A 25,504-nucleotide genomic window follows, 5' to 3' on the forward strand; every position below is an offset into this window, starting at 1 on the left:
TCCCGGCGAACGCTCGCGATCAGGCGTCCGCAAGAAGCCGCGACAACGCGTTGCGATAGTCCGCATAATGCCGCGCTTCATCACGATGGCGGCGCTCATGGACCACGCACCTGCCGCCGACGAACACATCGCGCACGGGCGTTTCGCCATGTTCGCAGAACACGACGGACGAGAGCCACGTCGTGCTCGTCTGTTCCGCGAGATTCGGATGCTCCGCGTCGAGTACGATCCAGTCGGCCCGCGCGCCTTCTTCGAGCGCGCCGACCGCGCGGCCCGTCGCGCGCGCGCCGCCTTCGAGCGCGCCCTGAAAAAGACGGTCGGCGACATGCGCCGTTCGTGGCGACGCAAGCACGTTGCGCTGACGCCGCAGGAGCCGCTGGCCATATTCGAGCAGGCGCAATTCCGCGCGCCAGTCCACGCCGATATGGCTGTCCGAACCGATGCCGAACGCGCCCCGCGCATCGAGATAATCCATCGCGGGAAAGATGCCGTCGCCAAGATTCGCTTCGGTCGTGAGGCACAGGCCCGCAATCGCGCCGCTGCTCGCGAGCGCGTGCGTCTCCTTCGCGTCGACATGCGTCGCATGCACGAGGCACCAGCGCGCGTTCACGTCGAAGCGATCGAGCAGCCATTGCACCGGCCGCGCGCCGAGCGCCGCGACGGATGCCTCCACTTCCGCCGTCTGCTCCGCAACGTGGATGTGAACCGGCGCGCCGGGCGACATCGCATCGAACCCTTCGATCAACGCGTGCAATGAAGCCTCCGATACCGCGCGCAACGAATGCGGCGCGACGCCGTAACGCAGCGCGTGGTGCTCGGGACGCGCATCGCGCAATGCGCGCAGGAGATCGAGAAATTCCCCGGTCGTGTTGATGAAGCGGCGCTGATCGTCACGCGGCGGCTGCGCATTGAAGCCGCTGTATTGATAGAGCACCGGCAGCATCGTCATGCCGATGCCCGTCTCGGCCGCCGCATCCACCACGTATTGCGCGAGCTCGGCGGGATGCGCGTGGCATTTGCCATCCGCCGCGTGGTGCACGTAATGGAACTCGCAAACGGACGTGTAGCCGGCCTTGAGCATCTCGACATACAGCCAGCGCGCGATGGCGCCGAGCGTATCGGGCGTGATGCGCGCGGCGAAGCGGTACATCAGGTCGCGCCAGCTCCAGAAACTGTCCGCCGGATTCGCGCGATATTCGGTGAGGCCCGCCATTGCGCGCTGAAACGCGTGCGAGTGCAGGTTAGGCATGCCGGGGATGACCGGGCCCGCGGCGTGCGTGGCATCCGCGGGCACGTCGCGCACATCCGGCGCGACGGCGACCAGCGTGCCCGCGGCGTTCCATTCGAGCAGCACGTTGGTGCGCCAGCCATCGGGCAGCAGTGCGTGCGCCGCGAAAAGCGCTTTCGTTCGTGAATTCATGACCAGTCTTTGGTATCCAGCGATGCATGCAACAGCATGCCGCTGCCTTTTATCTCGACTTCGACGTCGTGTGCCGCATCGATGCGCGGCCTGAAGCGCACGCGCATCGATGCCTCATCGGATTGAATTGAATATCACGGCAACGCTCATGCCCGCGACAACACCGCTTGCAGAAACGAGCGCGTGCGGGGCTGCGTTGGCGTCGAGAAAATCTGCGCGGGCGGACCCGCCTCCACGATCTCCCCGCCGTCCATCACGACGACGACGTCCGCCACTTCCTTCGCGAAGCCCATTTCGTGCGTGACGACGAGCATCGTCATGCCTTCGGATGCGAGCAGCTTCATCACCTGGAGCACTTCGCCGACGAGTTCGGGATCGAGCGCGGACGTGGGTTCGTCGAAGAGCATGACGCGCGGCTGCATCGCCAGCGCCCGCGCAATCGCGACGCGCTGCTTCTGGCCGCCCGACAGGCTTGCGGGCATCGCATGCGCCTTGTGCTCGAGGCCGACTTTCGTGAGCAGTGCGAGCGCCGCCGCTTCGGCCTCGGCTTTCGACGAGCCACGCAGCATGCGCGGCCCGACCGTGATGTTGTGCAATACCGAAAGATGCGGAAACAGGTTGAACGACTGGAACACCATGCCTACTTCGGTGCGCAGCCCGTTGAGCGCGCGCTCCTTGAGCATCGTTCCATGATCGACGAGCCGGTGGCCGCAGATATCGATCGTCCCTCGCTCCGGCTGTTCCAGCCCGTTGCAGCAGCGCAGAAACGTGCTTTTGCCGGAACCGCTCGGCCCGATCACGACCACGACCTGACTCGGCTGAATATCGAAATCGATGCCGTTCAGGACGCGATGCGTCCCGAACGACTTCGTGAGTTCGCGAATGCTGACGATAGGTTGAGCGCTGTTCATTGCACCATGCCTCCCGCGCGCAGCCGTCGCTCGACGCGATGAAGAATGTAGTTGGTCGTCTGCGTGAGTACCAGATAGACGAGCGCGATCACGAGATACACCTCCAGCGACCGGTACGACACGCTGATGATCTTCTGCCCTTCGTGCATCAGATCGTCAATGGTCAGCAGCGACACGAGCGCCGAGTTCTTGATCAACGCGATGAACTCGTTGCCGAGCGGCGGAATCATGCGCACGACGGCTTGCGGAAGAATGATCGCGCGCATTGCCTGCCCCACCGACATGCCGATGGAGCGCGCCGCTTCCATCTGCCCGCGATCCACCGACTGAATCGCGCCGCGCACGATCTCCGACACGTAGGCCGCCGAATACAGCCCGAGCCCGAGCATCCCGCAGACGAACGCGGGCAACAGGATGTTGAACTGCGGCAAGCCGAAGAACAGCAGAAACAGTTGCACGAGCAGCGGCGTGCCGCGGAAGAAGATCAGATACCCGGTGCAGAAGCCGTAGATCAGGCGCCGCTGCGGCGAAAGCCGGCCGATGCCGATCAGGAGCCCGAGCAGGCACGACAGCACGAGCGCGGCGGCGGTCACTTCCACCGTGACCAGCGCGCCATGCGCGATATCGGCCCAACCGGCGAGGGCCGGCGTGAAGTCGAGTTGCATGGGTCAGGTCCGCCGGATTACTTCGCGGTTGCGCCGGCGCTCGCGCTGAACCACTTCTGCACGATCGCGTTGTAAGTGCCGTCCGCCTTGATTTTCGCGAGCGCGGCGTTCAACTGGTCGCGCAGTTGCGGCTCGTCCTTGCGTACCGCGATGCCGTACGCTTCGGTCGTCAGCTCCTTGTCGAGCACGCGAAAGCCGGGGCGCGTACGCACGAACTGATACGCGGCGGGCTTGCCCGTCACGGCGGCATCCGCGCGGCCGATGCCGACGAGATCGAACATTTCCTGATTCTTTTCCACCTCCACGCGCTGTACTTGCGGATAGTTGTCGCGCAGGAAGTTCACCGACTTCGTGCCGACCTGCACGGTCACCTTCTTGCCGTTGAGATCGGCGAGCGTTTTGATCGGCGAGTCCGCCTTGACAAGCGCGGAGAGGCCGCCCGCGAAATAGGGCTGCGTGAAGTCGACGACCTGCGCGCGTTCCGGCGTGATGTAGATGCCCGAGATCGCCACATCGAAGCGATGCGCGACGAGGCCCGGAATCAGCCCCTTGAAGTCGATGTCGGTCCACTGGATCTGCTTGCCCATTGCCTTGGCGAGCGCGTTCATGATGTCGATGTCGAAGCCGGTGCGTTGGCCCTTGTCGACGAATTCCATCGGCGGGAAGGTGGCGTCGGTCGCAACGTTCAGCACGTTCGCGTTTTGCGCGGCGGCGCTGCCGGGCACACCGGCGAGGATCATGGCGACGCCGAGACTCGCGGCGGAAAGAAGCATCTTCAGTTTCATCGTGTGGGCTCCAGGGTGTGTGGTCAGTCGTTGAGTTGGATTCAGGCGGCTTGCAGCCGCGCGGAAATGGTGTTGGCGGTGCGCACGGTCCAGTTGGCGAGCTGCTGTTCGCGGCCCGCCGCGCGCGAGGACGGCGCCATCAGCGTGATCGATGCGCTCGCATGCGCGTCGCGCGACACGCGCCGGAACACGGGCGCGCTCACGCCCCACACGCCCGGATCGACTTCGCTGTCGCTCACCGCGTAGCCGCGCGCACGGATGCGTTCCAGCTCCGCTTCGAGGGCGGCACGTGCCGTATCGCCGTCGGCGAACTGGCGCTCGAGGGTCTCGGCGCGCGTCTTGTCGGCCATGAACGCGAGCAGCGACTTCGCGGATGCGCCCGCCCGCAACGGCACTGCGCGGCCTTTCTCGAACGAGCAGCGCAGGGAGTGGGTACTCTCGATCATTTCGAGGCAGATCACCTGGTCGTTCACGGCGACGATCAGTCCGACGCTCTCCTGGGTCGCGCGCGAGAGCTCGATCATGCTGTCGCGGCTCGCTTCGACCAGCATCGAATTGATGTCGAAGCCGAGCGCGAGTTGAAGACTGATGGGGCCGGGCGCATAAAAGCCGGCGTCCTCGGTGACGAAGCCCCAGCGCTTGAGCAGCGCCACTTGTCGGTAAAGCGTGCTTTGCGCGAGACCGGTCGCGCCCAGCATGTCCTTCACGGACATGGCCTTGCCGTGGCTGGCGAGCGCGGTCAGCACGAGCAGCAGACGCTCGGCGCCGATGACGCCTGTTTCCTGTTTCACAGTGTTTCTCGAGCCGGAAGAGAAGCGATGTCGATGGCCAGCAGAATGCCACGTCGCTCCCGCCGGACAAAAATGCGATTCCCATTGTGCGGGAATGACGGCTCAGGGTTTTCCCGCAATTATTTGATGTGTGTTCGGCGAAGTGGCCTCGTGGCGACTGGCGTCATTCCCTTCGTCATGGCGGCATCTGATGCGATGCAGCATGCACCACAAGCGTGCCGTGGCTTCGCAAATCACGGGTCAGCATGTTATAAGCCCAAGGCAGTGTTTCTCACCATAAAGTGGGAAATCGTCATGGAGGCTTATCCGATGGGACTGTTCCGCAACAACAAATCGTCCGTGAACGGACTGGCGCTGGTCGCGCTCGTATCTGTTTCGAGCTGTTTTCTGGAAACCACACCGGCCTTTGCGAAGGCGCCTGCCAAAGCGCAACCGGCCATTCTCACCGCATCGGCGATCGCGGTTGCGGACAAGTACAGCGCCGATGCCGCGGAGCAGATCTTCAAGGAAGGCGGCAACGCGGTCGATGCGGCCGTCGCGATCGCCTTCACGCTCGCGGTCACGTATCCGGAAGCGGGCAATATCGGCGGCGGCGGTTTCATGACGCTGTATGTCGACGGCAAGCCTTACTTCCTCGACTACCGCGAGCGTGCACCGCTGGCCGCGACGAAGAACATGTATCTCGACGACAAGGGCGAAGTCATCAAAGGGATGAGCCTGTTCGGCTATCGCGCGGTCGGCGTGCCGGGCACCGTCGACGGAATGTGGCAAGCACAACGCCGCTTCGGCAAGCTCAAATGGAAGCAGGTACTGGCGCCGGCGATCCACTATGCGCGCGACGGTTTCGAAGTCAGCCAGCAATTGCAGGATCGTCGCGACGAGGCGGCGAAAGACTTCGCGGGCAAGACCAATTTCGACACCTACTTCGGCAATCTGAAGCAGGGCGTCAACTTCAAGCAACCCGATCTCGCCGCAGTGCTGCAACGTATTTCGGATCAGGGAGCGAAAGACTTCTACAGCGGCAAGACGGCTGATCTGATCGCGGCTTCCATGCGCGGTCACGGTCTGATTACGAAGGCCGATCTGCAGCAGTACAAGGCGGTGTGGCGTCAGCCGATCGAGGCCAACTGGAACGGCTATCGGGTGATTACCGCGCCGCCGCCGAGCTCGGGCGGTATCGGTCTCGTGCAGCTATTAAAGATGAAGGCCGATCTCGCACCCGATTTCAAGGACGTGCCGCTCAACTCGGCGCAATACGTGCACTTGATCGCGGAGATCGAGAAACGCGTGTTCGCCGATCGCGCGCAGTATCTCGGCGATCCGGACTTCTACAAGGTGCCGGTCGCGCAACTGACCGACGATGCGTATCTCGCGAAGCGCGCGGCCGAAGTCAATCCGGATAGACCGTCGGATACGAAGAGCGTTGAGCCGGGGCTCGGCACATCGATGCCGGAGAAGGCCGAGACCACGCACTTCTCGGTGATCGACAAATGGGGTAATGCGGTGTCGAACACCTACACGCTCAACGGCGCTTTTGGCTCGGGCGTGGTGGTGGATCGCGCTGGCATCGTGCTGAACGACGAGATGGACGACTTCTCCGCGAAGCCGGGCGTCGCGAATATGTTCGGCGTGGTGGGCAGCGATGCGAATGCGATCGAACCGAAGAAGCGTCCGCTGTCGTCGATGGATCCGACGATCCTGACGAAGGACGGCAAGGTCGCGCTGGTGATCGGCACGCCGGGTGGCTCGCGCATCTTTACGTCGATTTTCCAGGTGATCAACAATATCTACGACTACGACATGCCGCTGCCCGATGCGGTTGCCGCGATGCGTTTCCATCATCAGTTGTTGCCGCCGAACACGATCTTCTGGGAGCCGTACAAGCCGATTGAAGGCGAGCTCGCGCAGCAGATCGAAGCGAAGGGTTACACGCTGAAGGGGCAGGATTTCAGCGGCGATATCCAGGCAATCAAGGTGAACGGCGATACGCCGGAAGCCGCCGCCGATCCACGTGGCCGAGGGGTGACGCGGATCATTCAGTGAGCGGTTGAAGTAGCTCGAGCAAAAAGTAATGCGGGCATTGCGCAGGTTATGCGCGATGCCCGTTTTTTTCGTCGGTGCGGATTGGCCGTTTCCCGCCAGCGCCCCCCGCTCCCACGTTCATCCGCCGTCCGTTGCAACCGTGACGGCTTCCCACGCCCTGATTTCGTCTTCCAGCGCCGACAATTTGTCTCGCACGAGCCCGAGAGCATCGCTACCGAGCAGAAGATGCGCTGGCGGGTGATCCGCTGCGATGGCGGCGAGTATCGCGCGCGCCGCCTTCCTGGGATCTCCCAGTTGCTTGCCGCTTTTTTCCGCTCGGGCTTGGCGGATGGGATCGAAGATCGCGTCGTAATCCGGGATCGAGCGGGGCGTTCGCGTCATCGAGCGGCCTGCCCAATCGGTACGAAACGAGCCGGGCGCCACGGCTGTCACGGCAATACCGAAAGACTCGACCTCTTTGCCAAGTGCTTCGGAGATGCCCTCCAGCGCGAATTTGCTTCCGCAGTAATACGCGATTCCCGGCATGGTGATGTAGCCGCCCATCGACGTGATGTTCAGAATATGGCCGTGGCGGCGCTCACGCATGAAGGGCAGCACGGCCTTCATCATCGCGACCGCGCCGAATACATTGACGTCGAACTGCTGGCGCATCGCCGACAAAGGCGATTCTTCCATGATGCCTTCGTGGCCGTAGCCGGCATTGTTGACGAGGACGTCGATGGGGCCCACGCTCGCTTCGATTTCCGCTACGACGCCGTCGATGGCGTCGAAATCGGTCACGTCGAGTACCCGACCCAACGCGGCGTTCGCGGACAACGATTCGAAATCACGCTTTGCCTGCGCACTTCGCACCGTCCCGACGACTGTGTGACCCGCCGTTAGCGCTTCGACTGCGAGCGCGCGGCCAAAGCCGCTGCTGACGCCGGTAATGAGCAGAATTTTGCCGGATGCCATCGAGGTTTCTCCTGAATGTCGATTGGATAGTGCATGCTAGTCTGATCGACATGGCCGAATAAGCCCTATTTCGCTGATTTTCTTGCCTGAAACTATGAGCACGAAGCGCGCCGCCCGTCGGCACATAGACCTGTCCTCTCGAAGCCGGAAGCGCATGGTTGCGCTGCTGCACGCGTTGGCGCCCGACGAGGGTTACAACCTCACGGCGCTGCCGGGCGTTCGCATCCTGCGTTCGAACCGGGCGCTGTCGCGCACCCCGGTTCTGTATGACCCCGGCATCGTGATCGTTTGCCAGGGCCGCAAGCGGGGCTATTTCGGCGACCAGCTCTATCTGTACGACGAGCGTCACTATCTGGCCGTGTGCGTGCCGGTGCCGTTCAGCATGGAGACCGATGCAACGCCGGAGCGGCCGCTGCTCGCGCTGTATCTGCACCTCGATTTCACGATGGCCGCCGAGCTGGCGGCGCAGATCGATCGCGCCGGCGCAACGGAGCCTGTGCAAGCGCCTCGGAGCATGCTGTCGACGCCGATGGACGACGCGATGCAGGCGTCCGTATTGCGCTTTCTCGAGGCGATGCATCGACCGCTCGAAGCCGCCGTGTTGGGTCCCGGCCTGCTGCGTGAACTGTATTTCCGCGTGCTCACCGGCGCTCAGGGGAGCGCGATGCGCGAGGCGTTGGCGATGCGAGGACAGTTCGGCCGGATAGGCAGATCGTTGCGCCTTATCCATGCCGGCTACGCGCATCGCCTCGACGTAACGCAACTGGCCGAAGAGGCGGGTATGAGCGTTCCGAGTTTCCACAGCCACTTCAAGGCAATCACGCAGGTGTCGCCGATGCAGTACGTGAAGTCGACACGTTTGCATCAGGCTCGCCTTTTGATGCTGCGCGAGGAGCTAACCGCGGAGATGGCGGCCCATGCCGTGGGATACACGAGCCCGTCGCAGTTCAGCAGGGAATTCAAGCGTTTGTTTGGCTTGACGCCGGCAGCGGAGACGAAGCGTATGCGTGAGAGTTTCGCCATTCCACCTGCATTCGCGGATACAACGTATGTCTCGTCGCATTGAGTTTGGCGGATTACGTTTATCCGCCTTTTCTTATCGTCGACGGCGCGACTTCTTGTCGGGACTCTCCGATATCGGCAACTGACGACGTGGCGCATTCAGGAACGCGTCCACCAGGATAATGAGTTCCCGTCTCAAGCCGGGCGCTGAAAGCTGCCCCTGTCTTGCCGCTTCATGCACGGCACCTGCGAGTGCCCCCGCCAGTACCTGCGCGCCGACACACACGTCATCCGCTGCTCCGGGAGCGTTCGCCGCGAACAGGACTTCATAGGCTTTCTTGCATTCACGGCCGAAAAGATCGTGAGCGCCACGCGAATCCTCGCCGCGCGGGCTCTCTTCGAGCAGAACCCGATGGGCTGCCGGATGCCGGCTGTGCACCGCGATCATCCCGTCAACGAGTGTCGCGATGCGGACGGCCCGGGGCGTTTCGACGTTCGCGGCAGCATGCAGCACCTCGAGCACGTCATCGAAGTGCCGTCGGCGCACGGCATCGATCAGCGCGAGTTTGTCCGGGAAATACTGATAGAGGGAACCGATGCTCGCGCCGGCGGCTTCCGCGACCGCGTTGGTGGTGAGTCCCGTCCAGCCGCGCTCGCCGAGAATGTGAGCCGCGGCATCGAGTATCGCGTCGATCGTGGCCCGCGAACGCGCCTGCTGCGGCCTTTTTCGCATCGCGCCGGAACGCCGGGGAATGCGAGTAGCCAAGCGCACCTCCTGAATGGGAATATGAGCAATGTGCTCGCATTTCCCACGCATGTCCAGATATCCGCGTGAAAGCGAATAGTTATGAAGGGAGACGCCGATCGTGGATGGACACGGAGAGGTTTATCGCCGCCGGGATTTGCCGATTTATCTTGGCGTCCGGTTTTTATCGGAAGCGGCCGCGTTGGCACAAACTGTTGCGATTGGCTGGACGATCTACAGCTTGTCGGACACGCCTCTCTCGCTCGGTATCGTCGGCATCGTGCAATTCATCCCGATGATGTTGCTGACGCTTCCCGCCGGCGAACTGTGTGATCGATTTTCGCCGCGCGCGCTCGCCGTGGCGGGACTCGCACTTCAGAGCCTGTGCGCCGGCGCTTTCCTCGGACTCAGCCTGTTCCGGGTGTCGACGCCATGGCCTTTCTACGGCGTGCTGCTGGCACTCGGCTCGGCACGCGCGCTGGCCGAACCCGCCGGGCAGGCACTGGTGCCGTTCCTGGTGGCGCCCGAGCAATTACCGCGCGCCATTGCCGGAGGTTCCACCGCGTGGCAAATGGCGGTGATCGCCGGTCCGGCACTGGGCGGCCTGTCCTACGCATTGGGCGCGAGCGTCGCCTACGCGGGCTGCGGCCTCGCATTTCTGACGGCGATGGCAGGTCTCGCGACGCTTCGTGGCCGTGACCCGGAACGCGTCCAGACCGCCGGGCCAACGGGCCGTATTGCTCGCATCACGGAGGGCATCGCGTTCATACGTTCGCAACCGATCGTGCTGGGAGCGATCTCTCTCGACCTCTTCGCGGTTCTGCTCGGTGGTGCGACAGCGCTGCTGCCGATCTACGCTCGCGACATACTCGATGTCGGGCCGCTTGGTCTGGGCATGCTGCGCAGTGCGCCGGCGGCCGGAGGCTGCATTGTCGCGTTCCTTCAGACCCGCTTTCCTCCGGACAGGCGTATCGGCTTCAAACTGTTTTCCGCTGTCGCCGTTTTCGGCATCGCCACCATCGTTTTCGCGCTTTCCAGGTCGTACGTCACGTCGCTGGCGGCGCTCGTCGTGATCGGCGCCAGTGATATGGTCAGTGTCAACATCCGCTCGTCCCTGGTCCAACTGGCGACTCCTGACGCCATGCGTGGACGGGTCTCGGCGGTCAACATGCTGTTCATCGGTGCTTCGGGCGAACTCGGCGCGTTCGAGTCAGGCGTTCTCGCGTCGATGTTCGGAACTGTTCAATCTGTCGTTCTCGGTGGAATCGGTACGCTGTTCGTCGCCGCGATCTGGATGGCCGCATTTCCGGCGCTCAGGAAGATCGATCGTGTTCATCCGCTCGCGTAAAGGAATAAGCGGTGTCGAACGATGAAGAGCCCGGAAGATTCAGGCCGCGTCGGGGTTGCGCGCTGCCGCGACCGGCAGCCCGCTGTTGACGAGTGTCGCCTCGATCTCGCGCGCGCCCGCAACGACGAGGTTGGCGAGCCGCGTGATCAGCCGCTCTTCGGTGGTGTCGGAAACGACGTAGCTCAGGCTGCCGATCGCCACGCGCTCCTCGTTGAGAATGGCCGCCGCGATACCCGTTCTGCCTGGGTCCACGTCCGAATGTGTTACCAGAAAGCCCGCCTTGCGCCAGGCGGTTAGTACTGAGCGGAATTTTTCGAGTGTCGTGCCGAGGCCTGCCTTTGCGATTTCCGCCGTATGGGCGTCGTAGAGTGACCTGACGGCCCGGGCCGGCTGGTGCGCCAGAATGACTTTCGAGGTCGCGCCGTACAGCAGCGGCATCGGTCGTCCGCGCTCATAGCTGACCGGAATCTGCGGCCCCGGCGTGAGAACCTGGTCGATGCAGAGCACACAGTCGCCCGCCGGGCGGCACAGCAGGATCGCCGATCCGCCCGGCGCGTACTTCGATAGATCGGCCATGACCGGACGGGCGGCCGTCAGTAACGGATCGGTCATCTGGATCTGGCGATCGAGCTGGATGACGGCAGGCCCGAGGGTGTACTGGCCGACTCTGGCCGCCGCCACGAGGCCGGCCTCGTCGAGCGAGCCGATATACCGGTAAGCGGTCGCGAGCGACACGGAGAGCGCGCTCGCGATTTCCTCGGCGGTCCACACGGGTCTTTCGAGTGAGAATAGCTTCAGGACGGCGAGCGATCGATCCGAAGTACTCATGGGTCTGGCGGTCAAGATGGGTTATCCACGGTTATTGTCGCGTACGGTTGCCGGTTAACTGCGCATCCAGGCCCGGCCCCAGCTATTGAGCGTGCGCTCCCCCTCCGGCCATACGCCGGGGGCTGCATCGGCCGATACGCTCTGCAGTTCGGCGGAGAATTCCAGCCGGTTGCCGTCCGGGTCCGTAACCATGAAGAACAGGTTATTGCCGGGTCCGTGACGTCCGGGGCCAAAAAAGATGGGAATCTGTGCCGCCGCGAACCGGTCGCCCCAATCGCGTATGTCGTTCCATTCGTTCGTCTCGTAGCAGTGATGGTCCCACTCATTGCGGCTCCCCTTGAAGAAGGCAAGCGAATGATGCTCGTCGTCCGATCGCATGAAGACGACGCTGGCACCCCCACTTTCGCTGACGACCTCGTCGGAAATACTAAAGCCGAGTTTCTCGACGTAGAACCTCACGATCTGCTCGAGTTCGGTCGTCTGGTACACCGTATGTTGCAGGCGTGCCGGCGCGCCTCGCCGGGCCGGCGTGCCGCATGATACGCCGAAGGCCGTCCGGCGTCCCTGCGGATCGGCCACGGCGAAGGCGCCCTGCTCGAACAACGGATCATGCAACGGCTCGCATGCGACGCCATGCGCCGTCGCGCGCGAGCGCAGCTTTTCCAGGTCGTTGCCATCCCGCAGCCGGTACGCCGCATAAGCCAGACCGCACGTGGGCGCCGGACGGATCAGGACGGCACGGCGCGGCCCCCTCATCAGGAAACCCTGCTCGACGACTGATTCGTCGCAATCGAGCAGGTCGCGATAGAACCGGGCCAGCACCGCGGGCTGGGTCGACTCGACGCAAAGGTGATCCAGTTGTGCGGGAGATTCCGTCTGCATCGTCATCATGATGGGATTCCTCGGGTTTGTGCCGACATGCCGATCTGTGTTCCTGCCCGCAGTGGTTCGGTGCAAGCCGATGAGCCGAGGTCGACGCCCAGCACGGCCGAAAACTCGTCCGCGAAGCGGCGCTCGAGAGACGGATCGAATGTCCCCGCGGCGTAGCGGTCGGGGCGCAGCACGATGATCCGGTCGCGGTTGTGCGCGAGAGCGGTCGAAAACGCGCCGGCTTCGTCGACGACCACCGTCCAGCCGAGTCGTCCGAGCGACTGCGCGGCCTCGTCGTTGCGCTCCGGCAGGACCCATACGGTCGACGCGTCGAGGTGCCGCCACAGCGGATGCGCCGGCGGTGCGATGTCGGGAGCGGCTGGGCGGCCGTAGCGCAGCAGAGCGAAGCGCGGCCCCAGCAGATCGTCGAGCGGCACGGACTTGCCGTCCCGGCAAACGACCGGTTGCGGCAGCATGCGCCCGCGCACGCTGTGCCGTCCCAGGTTATCGGCCGGCCCCAGCAGGCCGCTCGCGTAGCGTGGCTTCGGCTTGAATTTCATCTGCAGGAAATAGTCGCGCAGCGGCGGCAGAAAGCCACTGAGACGGAAGAACGTCTGCCATGCCCATGCGCTCCATCGCGACGAAGGCGCCATGACGATGCCGAGATTCAGCGCGAGGCGGATCAGCGCCCACGCGTGCCGGCGTCGTTCCTGCTCGTACGAGTGCAGGGCTCTTTCGGGCAGCAAGCCGCGGATCACGGCGGACATCTTCCAGCCCAGGTTGTGGGCGTCGCGCACGCCGCTGTTCATTCCCTGGCCGGCATAGGGCGGCGTCAGGTGAGCCGCGTCGCCGGCGAGAAACACGCGCCCCACCTGCCAGCGCTCCGCCACACGGGCGTGAAACGTGTACACGGTCTTGCGCACGATGTCCGTCCGGCGTTGTCCTCGCAGCGGCGCCAGCCATTCGCGGATCCGGGTTTCCGTCAGCGCGTCGTCGGCGGATTCGTCGGCGTGAATGAGAATCTCGAAGCGACGCGTCTGGTGAGGTCCCGGAACATCCACCACGGGGCGGCGAGGATCGCAATAGACGCGCATCTGCGAGAACGTGTCGTCGTCGTTCTGCGTATCGATGACGAGCCAGCGCGACTTGAACGTCGAACCGACCATCTTCAGTCCGAGTGCCTCGCGCACCGGACTGCGGCCGCCGTCGCAGCCAACCAGGTAGCGCGCCCGAATCACGAACGAGCTGCCGTCGGGCCGGCTGACTGTCGCGCGAACGCTTTCGTCGTCCTGAACGAAGGTCTCGACAACGTGACCGAACAGCACGCGCACCTGCCTGAAGCGGTCGAGTCCGGCGCGAACCGTGGCCTCGAACAGCGGTTGCCGGAATGCGTTGCGGCGCGGAAATCCATATTCGCTGGCGGTCGGCTCGACCCGTCCGAAACAGCGTCCGCCGAACCGTGTCAGATAATGCACGCCGTAGCCCGGCACCACGTCGCGCATGACCGGCCCGGCGAGTCCGATAGCCTGCATGGTCCGTAGCGATTCGTCGTCGATCGAGACGGCTCGGGGTTCGGCAACCGTTGCCGGCTTGCGATCGACCAGCACACAATCGATACCGTCCTGCCCGAGCACGTTCGCGAGCGTCAGGCCCGTGGGTCCCCCGCCCACGATCAATACATCAGTGTTGATTTCTTCGAGATCCATTCGTTTTCTCCGCATTGCCGTCAACCCGCAGGCCGGGCATTCCGTGGCGCCGCACGCGCGGCGCTACCTTGCCCCGGTTGTCACCCGGCGGGCGTTTCGTCGACGATGCGATTGCGCAGCGTGCCGAGCTTCGAGATCTCGACTTCGACCACGTCGCCGGGCTTCATCCACAGAGGCGGCTCGCGAAAGGCGCCCACGCCGCCGGTCGTGCCGGTGATGATCACGTCGCTGGGGTTCAGTGTCGTGAAGGTGGAGCAATATTCGATCAGGCGCGGCACCGGAAAGATCAGGTCGTCGGTCGTGGCGGACTGAACGACCTCGCCATTCAGACGCGTGAGCAGCGAAAGCGCGGAAGGATCGCCGACTTCGTCGGGCGTCACGAGCCACGGGCCAAAACCTCCGGTGCACGGAAAGTTCTTGCCGGGAACGAACTGGATCGTGTGTTTCTGCCAGTCGCGAACGCTGCCGTCGTTGTAGCAGGCGTAACCGGCGACATGGTCGAGCGCGTCGGCTGCCTTCACGTGACGCGCGCGCGTGCCGATCACGACCGCCAGCTCGCCCTCGAAATCGAGCTTGTGCGATGCGGCCGGCCGGATGATCGGTTCGTCATGGCCGGTTTGCGAGTCGGCGAAACGCGTGAAAATCATCGGCCACGTCGGCACGTCCCGGCCGGTTTCCTTCACGTGGCTCAAATAGTTGATCCCGACGCAGAGAATCTTCGTGGGGTCCGGCACGACAGGCAGAAAATCGACCGCGTCGAGGCTGAATGCCGGCGTCTGCCCGGCCGCCCATGAGCTCACGCGCGCCAGCGCATTCCGTTCGAGCGCTTCCTTCAGGGTATGTCCCACTTCGCCTGCAATCGGTGCAACATCGATTACGCCCCCGTCACGCACGACCCCCCAGGACTGGCGATCCCCCTTGCTAAAGCTCATCAGCTTCATGATTTCTCCATGTGATTCATGACGGGCTCATTGTGACGTTTTTCGCGTATTTTGAGAAATCAGTGTTTACACTATTTAAAAATTCTCCATAAACGATATTATTCGCTCATCGGCTCGTGCCGTGACACGCATCGAACGCGAGGTCGCGGTGCCGGTCTGGACGCCCGGGCCCCGAGGCCCGCGCGATGACCACTCAAGGAGACAGGATGGACGGCAATACGGAGGTCCCGTTGGGCGCGACGGCGCACAGCGGGCGCGAAACAGAAGTTCCGTCGGCGAAGCGTGCCGCAAGAGCCGCCGCGGCCGGCCCGCTCACCGACGCGAACCTCAGGGAGATCAACGTCGCCGGGCTGATCGATGCACGTCCGCTCGGCCGCTATCAGTTCGTGGTCCTCGGGCTCTGCCTTCTGGTGGTGCTGCTCGACGGTTTCGATACCCAGACCATCGGGTTTCTCGCGCCGCATATTGCCAATGCACTGGCCATCCCGCTCAGGCAGTTCGGCCCGGTATTCGGCATGGGGCCGCTCGGCATGGTAGTGAGCGCGATGATCGTCGGCCCGATTGCCGATCACGTGGGGCGCAAGCGCATGCTGATATTCGCGACCGTCTGTTTCGGAGTCGGCTCCCTGCTGACGGCGATAGCCACCACGTTGCCGGCGTTGATCGTCGCGCGACTCGTGACCGGCATCGGTCTCGGCGGCGTGCTGCCGAACGTCATTGCGCTGGCCGCCGAGTTTGCGCCGAAACGTCATGCGCGCACCTGTATCGCCGTAATGATGTGCGGTCTGCCCGCGGGCTCGCTCGCCGGTGGTCTCGTTGCGGCCGCGTTGCTGCCGGCGTTCGGCTGGAAAGCCGCGTTCTATGCCGGCGGCCTGGCGCCAGTCGTGCTGGCGCTGGTGCTCGCTGCGTGGATGCCGGAGTCGGTCCGCTACCTGATCGCGCGCGGCGCGGATCCGGCGCGCATTGCGCGCGTGCTGCGCGCGATTTCGCCGGATGCGCCCAGCACAGGCGTGCGCTATGTCGATCACGACAACCGGGCTCACGGGCACAAAGGCAAACGCGTCGGCGCGCGAGCGGTATTCACGGAAGGGCGGGCGGTCTCCACGGTGCTGCTCTGGATTCCGTACTTCATGAATCTGATGCTGCTCTACTTCAGCATCAACTGGCTGCCCGCGATCGTCAACGCGAGCGGGCAAACCGCCGCGCTGAGCCTCTTCGCTATTACGAGCTTCAATGCTGGCGGCATGCTCGGCGCGCTCAGCCAGGGGCCCGTGATGAACCGCTTCGGTCCCCGCCCGGTGCTCGTTTCTCAATGCGCGATCACGGCGCTTTACGCGGTCGTCCTCGGGCTCTTCCACACCAATCCGATCTGTGTCGTGGTGTTCACGGCGATGGCCGGCTATGCCGTCGTCGGTATTCAGGCGGGTCTGAATGCGCTGTCGGCGGAAATCTATCCGACCTCGATTCGCGCCACCGGCGCAGGGTGGGCACTCGGGGTGGGCCGTCTCGGCTCCATCTCCGGCCCCCTCGTGGGAAGCGTGATGATCGCGATGCACTGGCCGCCCCAACGCATCTTCATGGCGGGTGTCGTGCCGAGCCTTCTTGCGCTCGCCGCCGTCGCCGTGCTGGCCCGCCGCCACCGTTGATTCCGCTATTGCCTTGCATTGACCGATTTCCGACTGAAGAGAGAAGAACATGAGCCTGGTTTATGAAAGCGTCGGCAGTTTCCCGTTCGATACGCCACCACTGCGCCTGCAACGGGATGAGCGATTGCTGCTCGCGCCGCCGTTGCCGTCGGACAGGAAGCGCCATCGGGACCATCCGCCGATCACCGCGGTGCATTTCCCGACCCGTTATGTCGAGCAGGCGTTCAGCCATCCGCGCGACGTCTACCGCAGCGAGTTCGCGCGTATCGAATGGCAGACGATGAACGACTCGCGGCAGGCCTTCTATCACCGCAACACCGGGGCCGACGAAATCTCGTATCAGGTGCACGGGCGCCGTCACGTGCTGACCGATCTGGGCACGGTCGTGATGGAGCGCGGCGAGTTCGTTCGCCTGCCTAACGGAGTCGCGCACGACAACTACGGACTCGAAGACATTCATGTGCTGTTCTATCTGCCCGAACCCGCGCTCGAACAACTCCCCACGCTGCGCACGAGCGAGTTCATGGAGACGCAGTTCGACGGCTGGGTGGCGGGGCAGGTCAATGAGCTGGTATCGGAGCGCATGGGCGGCCCCGCCACCGACATCGTGCTCTTTCCCGCCGACGAACGGCTTCTTCTTGAGCACGCGAAACACGATCCGGCGCGGCTGCCGGTCGTGAGGCCCACCGCCGACGCGCGGGGTACGACCTGGGTCTACCGGTCAGCCAACTTCATGATCGGCGTGACGCGTGAGGACGCATCGGACGGGCGGGAATACCGCCGTCATCTGAACGCCGACGAAGTGCACTACCAGTTGAATGGCCGTCGCACGCTGGTGACTCAACGCGGGACCATACATCTCGAACCGGGCGACTTCGTGAGGATTCCGCGCGGCATCGCGTTCACCAGCATTCACGGCGCGCTGTCGGAGAACCTCACGCTGATCTCGACGTATGAACTGGAGCAGGTTCCCGAATCGGCAAAACAGGGCGAGCCGATTGGCGTCGAAGCGCTGGCGAGTCTGCGTGCGTGAAGCCGACCGCTCTCCCCATTCATTTCATCCCCAGCTGACGATCAGATCCATGAAAACCATGACAGCCGCGCGCGCGCACCGCGACGCCCGGGCACTGGCACTCGAATCCGTCGCGCTTCCCACCGCGCAAGCGCATGACGTCGTAATCCGCGTGGCATCCGCCGGCCTCGCGCCCGGCATGATGAAGCTGCTCGAACGCGGCCGCTTTCATCACCTGCCGACCACGCCCGGCCATGAATTTGCCGGCACTGTCGTCGACGTCGGCGCGGGCGTCGACCGCAGCCTCGTCGGCAAGCGGGTCCGCGCGCACGCGATCCTGTCGTGTGGCGAATGTGAATACTGCCGCTCGGATCGCGAGCAGATGTGCACGGAAGCCGCGATGATCGGCCACGCCGCGCTCGGCGACGGCCCACTCGAACTCTACGCGCAGTATCACGACGGCGGTCTCGCCGAATACGTGCGCGTGCCGCACTGGCTGGTGGACATCCTGCCGGACCATGTCGGCTTCGACGTCGGCGCAAAGATTCACGATCTGGGCAATGCGGTTCGTGCATTGAAATGCGCGGCGCTTCCCGCCACCGGGCGCCTCGTCATCACGGCGGCGACCGGCACGATGGGTACGGCAAGCATCAAGCTGGCGCGCTTTTATGGCGCGCGCGGACTCGTGCTGGTCGGACGCTCGGCGGAGCGGCTGGAGGCCTTGCGGCCTCTTGCCGGCGGTTTGCCTGTGCAGCTCGTGGCCTTCGAGAGCCTCGGCGACGACTGGCCCACAACGGGCGCGCTTACGCGGCGGCTTCTCGACGTGTTGCCCGCCGGCGCGGACGCGGTGCTCGACTTCTTCCCGGACGGTCCGGGCACCGCACAGGCCACGGCCGCGCTGGCGACGGGCGGTGCGCTCGTCCACATGGGCGGCAATCGCAGCGCGTTGCCCTTCACCATTCGCGACATCATGCACCACTGCTGGCGAATCATCGGTACGCGCTCCTGCACACGGTCGGATACCGATGCCGTGCTCGAACTATTGGCGTCCGGGCAACTGAATGCCGACGAACTGATCACGCATCGCTATCCGCTCGAGCGCGTCAACGAGGCGCTGCAGGCCACCGCGGCCCGGGCGGCGCCGATGTGGATGACGGTCGTCCATCCGGGGCGCGACTGATCGCGACGACCCGCGCGTGCGTCGCGAGACGGCGCCGCACCCGCACAACCCGAAATAGCAAACTGGACACATTGGACCATGTCGACTGAATGGATCACCCTGAGCACGCCGGATGGCGCGATGCGCGCCTATGTCGCGCGCCCTTTGAACGCCACGCGAGCGGTCATCGTTCTGCAGGAAGCGTTCGGTGTGAACGCGCACATCCAGGACGTGACGAGACGGCTTGCCGGGCGCGGCTTTCTCGCGATTGCGCCGGATCTCTTCCATCGCAGCGCGGTCGGCGAGTTCGGCTACGACCAGCACGCGGAGGCAGTCGCGACGATCGGCTCGATCGGCGCGCCGCAGATCGTTGCCGATATCGGCGCGGTTCTCGATTACCTGCGCGATGGCGCGGCTCTCGATGCCGACCGTTGCGCCGTGATCGGCTTCTGCTTCGGCGGCCGGGCCGCCTTCACCGCGGCTACCGCTTATCCGGCGCTTGGGGCCGCTGTCGTGTTCTACGGCGGTGGCATCGCGGCGGGGCCGCATGCGCTGCTCGACCGGGTAGCGCAAATCGAAGCGCCGCTTCTGCTGCACGTCGGCGATAGCGATCCGGTCATTCCACGCGAGCAGATCGACGCGCTCGACGCAGCGCTGCGGCAGGCGAACCTGACGTATCGGCAGCACGTGTACGAGCAGGCCGGTCATGCGTTCGCCTGCGATGCGAGGCCGGCGCAGTTCCGGCGCGCGGCGGCCGAACTCGCCTGGGAGCGGACCTTCGCCTTTCTCGACGAGCATGTTTGCGCCCGTGCGCTTCTTTGACGGGATGCCTTTGACCATGGAACAGACAACTTCAACCGTCCCGATGCCCCATCCCTATAGGCGCTTTTCGCTTGCGGAGCGCAATCGCCGCTGGCATGCGGTGAGGCAACTGATGCAGCGTGACAACCTCGCCGCGCTGATCGCGCCGCCCAATCCCGGCAACTCGACGGACTGGCAGGCCGACGCGCGTTACCTGTCGCATTGCGGCGGCGGCGCCGATACCTCGATCGGGGTGGTGTTCCCGCTCGAGGGTGATGTCACGGTGGTTGCCGCGTCGGCGAAGGAGCGCTGGGGTCCGCTCGTGCAGGATTGGGTCGGCGATGTACGAACCGTCAATCGCCAGTTTGGCGCCGCAATGGGCGAGCGCTTGCGTGAGCTCGGTCTCGATGGCCAGCGCATCGGCGTCTCGGGCCTGGCGGGCGGGACTCGCACGCCGGAGGGCACGATCATGCACGGCACCTTCCGCGCGCTGGTCGATGCGTGTCCCAACGCAAGCTTCGTGGACGCCTCGGAGCTGATGCAGGAAGTGCGTGAGGTGAAGAGCGACGAGGAGATCGCCGTGCTCCAGCGTTCCGTCGACATCGTCGAATGTGCGCTGGAAGCCCAGCTTCGCGCCGCGCAACCGGGTGTGCCGGATTACGTCGTGTGGGCCGAAACGATGCATGAAATGTTCCGGCGCGGCTCGGAGCTATCGGTGCACTTCAACTGGATCAGCGGCCCCGCCCCCGGCAGGACGCTGACACGGCCCACCGCGCGTCCGCTCGAAAGAGGCGACCTGATATTGGGCGAAATCGAGGCTTCCGTTCTCGGCTACCGCGCGCAGCGTCTGCCGGTCGTCGCCGTCAACACCTGTTCGCAGATTATCCGCGAGCTCTCCGCGGCGCACGAGGCGTTGTATCTGGAACTGTTGCCGACGATGCGCGCGGGCGTGACGGTACGCGAATTGATCGAGGCGACGGTCGCGATCGCGCGGCGGATCGCCCCGAAGAGCGGTCCGCTCTCGGGCCTGCGTGCGTCGCTCATCGTGCATGGCCGCGGTCTCGGCGACGATCGGCCGCTCGTGCTGACCAGGCTGGACGGCATCCCTTTCTACGATGCAACGACGCGCGCGCTGGAAGCCAGACTGCCCGAAAACGGCGTGTATATCTGCAAGCCTTCCGTCGCCACGGCAAACGGCGAGCACGAGTTCGCGTGGGGCGACACGGTGCGGGTCGGCAAGGACGGCGCCCGCCGGATGGGACGCATGCCACATGGGCTGCAGATTTCGCCGCCGGGCGTATTCACCGACTGGCCGAAAGACATCACGGTCTACAGCTAATGTGAAAAGACGCCCCGGTATTCAACCACCTTATTGCAGGAGCCGAATGTGAATTGTGACCTGAACGCATGCGCGACCGGCGTCAATGTCGACGATGCCGCCATATCGTCTACCCCGCCCAGCCCCGGACTCGTCGACGACCTCGTGCTCGCCAATCACATCCTGTTCGATCAGGGCGTGGTCGATGCCTTCGGGCACGTCAGCGCGCGCCACGATCGTTGTGCCGACCGCTTTCTTCTCTCCCGCAACATGGCACCGGGACTGGTGAGCGCCGCGGACATCGTCGAGTTCACGCTCGACGGAGAAGCGGTGAATGCAGCGGGACGGCGGGTCTATCTGGAGCGATTCATCCACGGCGAGATCTACCGTGCCTATCCGCAAGTGCAGGCGATCGTCCACAGCCATTCTCCCGCCATCGTGCCGCTGACGGTGGTGAAGAATCATTCGTTGCGCGCCGTGTTCCATATGGCGGGCTTCATCGGGACCGATGCACCCGTTTTCGAAATACGCGAAGAGGCCGGAGACGCGACCGATCTTCTCATCAGGAACGGCCAGCTCGGCGCTGCTTTGGCGAGGCATTTCGAGAATAGCGCGATTGTCCTGATGCGTGGACACGGTTCAACCGTCGTTGCGCAAAGCGTCCAGCAGGCGGTCTATCGAGCCGTCTATGCGGAGGCCAATGCACGTTGCCAGGCGACTGCCGAGCAACTGGGCGATGTCACTTACCTGACAGACGCGGAATGCCGCGCGTGTGTCGACAGCCATGAGGCGCAGGTTCAGCGTCCGTGGGACATGTGGAAATTGCAGGCCGCGAAGAACCGGTCGGCGCAGCAGTAACCCCGGCAGGCATTCACGGGAGGGCGGTGCGCCACCGCCCGGAAGCAGCGCGGGATTTACGTCGCTGTCTGGCGCTTCGAAGAAAAACAGCCGGATCGAAGTCCGGCGCATACCAAAACCTGGAGACAGTACGTGTATAAAAAAATGGCAGGTATTCTGCTCGCTGGAGTCATTCCCACCGTTGCATCAGCACAGTCGAGCGTTACGTTATATGGCGTGACCGACGTGTTTATCGCCAACTTCCGTCAAGGATCCCAAAACGCGACCAGCATGAATTCCGGAGGAGGCATGGGGTCGCGTTGGGGATTGCGCGGCGTCGAAGACCTGGGTGGCGGCATACAGGCGATCTTCGTTCTCGAAAGCGGCTTCAACGTCAACAACGGAACGCTCGGGCAAGGGGGTGCTTTATTCGGCAGGCAGGCGTTCGTGGGCCTGCGCAGCGACACATTGGGGACCCTGCGTTTCGGACGACTGCAGACACCAGGGTACGACTGGTCCTTGAACTACGATGCGATTGGTCTGCCCTCGGTCGGTGTACTCGGAACGTTGGCGGGCGGCGATCCCCGTACATGGGCCTTTAATCCGTTCACGGATCCCGCGCGCGTCAACAACGGCATCCAGTACACGTCGCCGACCTGGCACTCGCTGACGCTGTCGGCCGTCCACTCGCTGAGCGGGAACGCCGGTCAGCCGATCAACAAAAGCTACGACATCGATACGCTGACGTACGCTAACGGGCCGATCAGCGCGAGCTATGGATTTGCACACAGCACGGGAACGACCAATACGACCGCCGCGACGAGAAGCGTCGTCGAACATAACTTTGGCGTGCGGTATCAACTGCCCTGGTTCTCGGTATACGGGACCTACCAGCTACGCAAGCCCGCTGATTCGTCCACCGATACTCTCTGGCAGACGGGGATACAGGTTCCGACCGGCATTGCCAATTCCATCCGCTTTTCCTACGGGGCCCTGAACAACGGCGCAAAAAATGGCACAACGGCGCAAAACGTGAATTCGGATGCGAGGACGTGGGCCATCGCGGATGTCTACGTCATTTCAAAAACGACGCTCATTTACGGATTCTTCCAGCGGCTATACGACAGCGGCAATTCGCGCATAACGATTTTCCCGCCTGGGGGCGTCGCTTCCGCCAATGTTCTGAACTCCAACGAGACCGCGTACGGGATCGGCTTCCAGCATCGGTTCTGAGTCTTCGAAGATGTACACGCCGGGTAATAGTGGCTGCGGTGCAACCCCGCATATTCTCGGCGCTATCAGGTTCAGACCCATACCATGGCGTTGTCGGGCACTTCTATCTGCTGGTTAGATACGGTGCCTTGAACGGCTGGGCCTCACTGAATTCATGTACCTTATCGCGCCACGATTTCCGGTAATCAGTGGGTGTCGTCTCAAGATATTTTCTGAATAGCTTGGCCAACTGGCCGCCGCTGCCGATACCGCAGCGGCGCGCAATTTTGTCTACCGGCAAATGCGACTCGAGGAGCATCCGGCAACTCATGTTCAGACGCGCGCGCAGGAGATAGTCCGAGGGTGTCATGCCGATTTCGCTCTTGAAGCGCCGCAGGAAGTTCCGCTCGCTCATGGCCGCCACCTGCGCGGCTGCATCGATAGAAACAGGACGATCGACGTTGGACTCCAGCCAGTGAGCCGACGCCATGATTTTTTCACTGACCTTCGGTGCCCCGCCGCGGGAACCGGACGCGTCGAACGCCGCATTGCGCTGAGGCGCGAACGATTCCACCACGTGCCGCGCCACGTTCGGTCCCATGTCCTCCTCCACGATGCGCAAGGCCGTGGCAATCTCAGTCGGCGCTTCGTTCAGTGCAAGCGCCCTATAAGCTCCGCGCGTTTCATTGTCGCCGTACAGGAGCGCACAGTAGCGGCTCGGAAGTTTCGCTGCGTCGAGGAGCAGCCGCCCCTCGGCGATCGGATGAACGATCTCGCTAAACGGGTGCCTGTCGCGCAGCCAGTTGCTCAGGCGTTCGTCGCGACATGCATGTGGCGCGCCGGCGCCGCCGGCGATAAACAGCAGATGCCTGTCGCTCGTGACGTGATGCGATTCAACACTTTCGGTCCAGACGAATACCGAGGACGAGCTTGCGATCCGGCCGCCCGCGGCCGACAGTAGTGAGACGTCATAGCGTGCGCGCGAAGACTGCTGTGAGACGCCCATTGCGTTGGCCTTCTGGAAGATTTCAATAATTGCCGCGACTTTGGGCAGTGCAAATCCATTGAACAACGCTATGTCGACGCGAGTTGTCTCATCTGCCTGCTTCGACACGGCACTTTGCTGCGAGTCGCGCGGCAAAGTATCTACCAGCTCCATTTGGTTTCCCCGGAATATTTGATCGAAGCTCGTTAGTTTCGGTGTTTTTTCCTGATTGCTCACGCTATCTATACATGCTGGGCCCCGTTATTACAATGACCGATTTGACCAACATATTGTCCGTTAACGACCCGGCCGCGGAAATTTCAGCTCCGGCTCGAATTCGTCGCCGTGCGGGTTATAGCAACCCGGATTATATATTTACATATACTTCAATAAATTGCAAAAATAAAAATAAAAGATATGAGGCATAATATATATCGGTACGTCTGAAATGGTGCGGGGGAGGCTTAATCACGACCGGATGCAAGGAGCGCTAATCGCTCGTCAGTGCATCCTCGCTGCATCACGTATGATTTAACCCTTTCGAGGTAGGGCTTTTCTGGATCAAGACCAATGGAGAATCAGGTTAGCATGTGGTTGCCATTCCCAGCTCGCTTGCCCGAACTGGATCCGACCAGAATTTGTCGAAATCAGACACATTTTTGGCCAACGATTGCAAGTGGGCTAAATAATCTCGGAGCTTCGCCGTTAACTCGTTCATGCATACACAAGAAATCCTCACCATCGTTAATGCCGCCTGCGAGACTGCCGATTCCATAGTCGGCGTTCGGAAGTGGAATACGGTCGAAGATGCTAATGCGATGCACGATCTGATCTTCTGGGACATGCTCGCCAAGCGGTTGCCCAACATCACCATCGACGAGCTAAAGTCGGTTCTCGAGTAGGCACATCGCAAGATGCCACGCCGGCCCGGTCGCCAGTCCTTGATGGAATTGTCGACGTTCTGCCGTCGCATGGTTCGCGCGGAAGACAATACATCGATTGCTCGGCCGTGACCGGCCCCGTCCGCCGGTGAAATTCAAAAAAAAAAAGCCAGCCGAAGTTAACCGGCTGGCCGAAAGACTTTTGAGGGGCAGGGCGGTTCGCCCCAATCCCTCAAATGGTCCGAGGTGACGGCACTTTAACCCGGGAAACGGCAGTACGACGCCGCATTGCGCTCACAAACAAGATATTGGCGGAATGGGTAAAAAGTGTGCGCCGCTAATCGGCTCGGGCGGGTAAGCTCATTGGCCGCTTCCGCCAATGGCGCGTTCAAATCCGGGTAATTGCCTTTGCTCCCGGCGCATTCTCAGCTTGCCGGTTCTGGACTCTTTTGAGCCAGTTGCGCGCGTCTGTGTTTTGTTCGGAAATTCTTACGCGAAAAACCGGGTAAGGGCAATTGTCCATAATGGTCAGATTTGTGTCGATATCCGCCAAGTCACAAGGAAGCAACCGCTTTCATATACCATTCAGCGAAAGAAAATTGACAGTCTAATCTGCTAAACCAAGCTTGTCCGAGGGTAGAAAA

23 protein-coding genes are annotated in these 25,504 nt (G+C 63.0%); 11 read left to right on the plus strand and 12 right to left on the minus strand.

Annotated elements, in window-relative coordinates; all coding sequences use genetic code 11:
- Positions 1-19: 19 nt before the first annotated feature.
- The 5 genes from QM685_RS25260 to QM685_RS25280 form a co-directional block, all read right to left on the minus strand.
- Positions 20-1,420 (minus strand): formimidoylglutamate deiminase, encoded by a 1,401-nt coding sequence (locus QM685_RS25260; RefSeq protein WP_415120526.1) that lies wholly within the window; start codon positions 1,418-1,420, stop codon positions 20-22.
- Between the two features lie 146 nt (positions 1,421-1,566).
- The gene (locus tag QM685_RS25265) at positions 1,567-2,331 is read right to left on the minus strand and encodes an amino acid ABC transporter ATP-binding protein (RefSeq protein ID WP_415120528.1); all 765 of its coding nucleotides are present in this window, start codon (positions 2,329-2,331) and stop codon (positions 1,567-1,569) included.
- Positions 2,328-2,996, minus strand: a complete 669-nt coding sequence (locus QM685_RS25270) for an amino acid ABC transporter permease (RefSeq protein ID WP_415120530.1) — start codon at positions 2,994-2,996, stop codon at positions 2,328-2,330. Before QM685_RS25270 ends, QM685_RS25265 begins: the two co-directional genes overlap by 4 nt.
- 17 nt (positions 2,997-3,013) lie before the next feature.
- Positions 3,014-3,781, minus strand: a complete 768-nt coding sequence (locus tag QM685_RS25275; protein WP_415120532.1) for a transporter substrate-binding domain-containing protein — start codon at positions 3,779-3,781, stop codon at positions 3,014-3,016.
- Positions 3,782-3,822: 41 nt separating this feature from the next.
- Positions 3,823-4,572, minus strand: a complete 750-nt coding sequence (locus tag QM685_RS25280) for an IclR family transcriptional regulator (protein ID WP_415120534.1) — start codon at positions 4,570-4,572, stop codon at positions 3,823-3,825.
- A 309-nt stretch (positions 4,573-4,881) separates the two neighbouring features.
- Between QM685_RS25280 and ggt the strand changes: the two genes are divergently transcribed.
- Positions 4,882-6,615, plus strand: a complete 1,734-nt coding sequence (gene ggt / locus QM685_RS25285; RefSeq protein WP_415120673.1) for a gamma-glutamyltransferase — start codon at positions 4,882-4,884, stop codon at positions 6,613-6,615.
- A 117-nt stretch (positions 6,616-6,732) separates the two neighbouring features.
- On the opposite strand, the gene QM685_RS25290 is transcribed toward ggt, so the two are convergent.
- Positions 6,733-7,569, minus strand: a complete 837-nt coding sequence (locus QM685_RS25290) for an oxidoreductase (protein ID WP_415120536.1) — start codon at positions 7,567-7,569, stop codon at positions 6,733-6,735.
- 94 nt (positions 7,570-7,663) lie between these two features.
- On the opposite strand from QM685_RS25290, the gene QM685_RS25295 reads away from it, so the two are divergent.
- Entirely contained in the window at positions 7,664-8,635 is a 972-nt protein-coding gene (locus tag QM685_RS25295) for an AraC family transcriptional regulator (RefSeq protein WP_415120538.1), read from the plus strand.
- A 30-nt stretch (positions 8,636-8,665) separates the two neighbouring features.
- On the opposite strand, the gene QM685_RS25300 is transcribed toward QM685_RS25295, so the two are convergent.
- Entirely contained in the window at positions 8,666-9,304 is a 639-nt protein-coding gene (locus QM685_RS25300; protein ID WP_415120540.1) for a TetR/AcrR family transcriptional regulator, read from the minus strand.
- Between the two features lie 133 nt (positions 9,305-9,437).
- On the opposite strand from QM685_RS25300, the gene QM685_RS25305 reads away from it, so the two are divergent.
- Positions 9,438-10,664 (plus strand): MFS transporter, encoded by a 1,227-nt coding sequence (locus QM685_RS25305; RefSeq protein WP_415120542.1) that lies wholly within the window; start codon positions 9,438-9,440, stop codon positions 10,662-10,664.
- A 39-nt stretch (positions 10,665-10,703) separates the two neighbouring features.
- On the opposite strand, the gene QM685_RS25310 is transcribed toward QM685_RS25305, so the two are convergent.
- From QM685_RS25310 to QM685_RS25325, 4 genes are all read right to left on the minus strand, one after another.
- Positions 10,704-11,507: an IclR family transcriptional regulator gene (locus QM685_RS25310; protein ID WP_415120544.1), complete on the minus strand. Its 804-nt coding sequence runs from the start codon at positions 11,505-11,507 to the stop codon at positions 10,704-10,706.
- A 39-nt stretch (positions 11,508-11,546) separates the two neighbouring features.
- Positions 11,547-12,383, minus strand: coding sequence for a VOC family protein (locus QM685_RS25315; protein ID WP_415120546.1), 837 nt, complete (start codon positions 12,381-12,383; stop codon positions 11,547-11,549).
- Positions 12,380-14,068: a bifunctional 3-(3-hydroxy-phenyl)propionate/3-hydroxycinnamic acid hydroxylase gene (locus QM685_RS25320; protein ID WP_415120548.1), complete on the minus strand. Its 1,689-nt coding sequence runs from the start codon at positions 14,066-14,068 to the stop codon at positions 12,380-12,382. Before QM685_RS25320 ends, QM685_RS25315 begins: the two co-directional genes overlap by 4 nt.
- Positions 14,069-14,148: 80 nt before the next feature.
- Positions 14,149-15,009, minus strand: a complete 861-nt coding sequence (locus QM685_RS25325; RefSeq protein ID WP_415120550.1) for a fumarylacetoacetate hydrolase family protein — start codon at positions 15,007-15,009, stop codon at positions 14,149-14,151.
- A gap of 185 nt (positions 15,010-15,194) precedes the next feature.
- Here QM685_RS25325 and QM685_RS25330 point away from each other — a divergent pair, with 185 nt between their 5' ends.
- The 7 genes from QM685_RS25330 (at position 15,195) to QM685_RS25360 (ending at position 23,015) form a co-directional block, all read left to right on the plus strand.
- A complete protein-coding gene (locus QM685_RS25330; RefSeq protein WP_415120552.1) occupies positions 15,195-16,655 on the plus strand; it encodes an MFS transporter in 1,461 nt (486 codons plus the stop codon).
- Between the two features lie 49 nt (positions 16,656-16,704).
- Complete coding sequence (locus QM685_RS25335; protein ID WP_415120554.1) at positions 16,705-17,688, plus strand: hypothetical protein; 984 nt, start codon at positions 16,705-16,707, stop codon at positions 17,686-17,688.
- A gap of 49 nt (positions 17,689-17,737) precedes the next feature.
- Entirely contained in the window at positions 17,738-18,847 is a 1,110-nt protein-coding gene (locus QM685_RS25340) for an alcohol dehydrogenase catalytic domain-containing protein (RefSeq protein ID WP_415120556.1), read from the plus strand.
- Positions 18,848-18,925: 78 nt separating this feature from the next.
- Complete coding sequence (locus tag QM685_RS25345; RefSeq protein WP_415120558.1) at positions 18,926-19,648, plus strand: dienelactone hydrolase family protein; 723 nt, start codon at positions 18,926-18,928, stop codon at positions 19,646-19,648.
- A gap of 43 nt (positions 19,649-19,691) precedes the next feature.
- On the plus strand, positions 19,692-20,966 hold the full coding sequence (locus QM685_RS25350; protein ID WP_415120560.1) for a M24 family metallopeptidase: 1,275 nt from the start codon (positions 19,692-19,694) through the stop codon (positions 20,964-20,966).
- Between the two features lie 144 nt (positions 20,967-21,110).
- On the plus strand, positions 21,111-21,803 hold the full coding sequence (locus QM685_RS25355) for a class II aldolase/adducin family protein (RefSeq protein ID WP_415120562.1): 693 nt from the start codon (positions 21,111-21,113) through the stop codon (positions 21,801-21,803).
- A 132-nt stretch (positions 21,804-21,935) separates the two neighbouring features.
- Entirely contained in the window at positions 21,936-23,015 is a 1,080-nt protein-coding gene (locus tag QM685_RS25360; RefSeq protein ID WP_415120564.1) for a porin, read from the plus strand.
- 103 nt (positions 23,016-23,118) lie between these two features.
- Here the strand turns inward: QM685_RS25360 and QM685_RS25365 are convergent, their stop codons facing one another.
- A complete protein-coding gene (locus QM685_RS25365; protein WP_415120675.1) occupies positions 23,119-24,153 on the minus strand; it encodes a GlxA family transcriptional regulator in 1,035 nt (344 codons plus the stop codon).
- A 542-nt stretch (positions 24,154-24,695) separates the two neighbouring features.
- Between QM685_RS25365 and QM685_RS25370 the strand changes: the two genes are divergently transcribed.
- A complete protein-coding gene (locus QM685_RS25370) occupies positions 24,696-24,881 on the plus strand; it encodes a hypothetical protein (RefSeq protein WP_415120566.1) in 186 nt (61 codons plus the stop codon).
- Positions 24,882-25,504: the final 623 nt, after the last annotated feature.

It is taken from the genome of Paraburkholderia sp. (genome assembly GCF_047605525.1).
Taxonomy (GTDB): Bacteria; Pseudomonadota; Gammaproteobacteria; order Burkholderiales; family Burkholderiaceae; genus Paraburkholderia.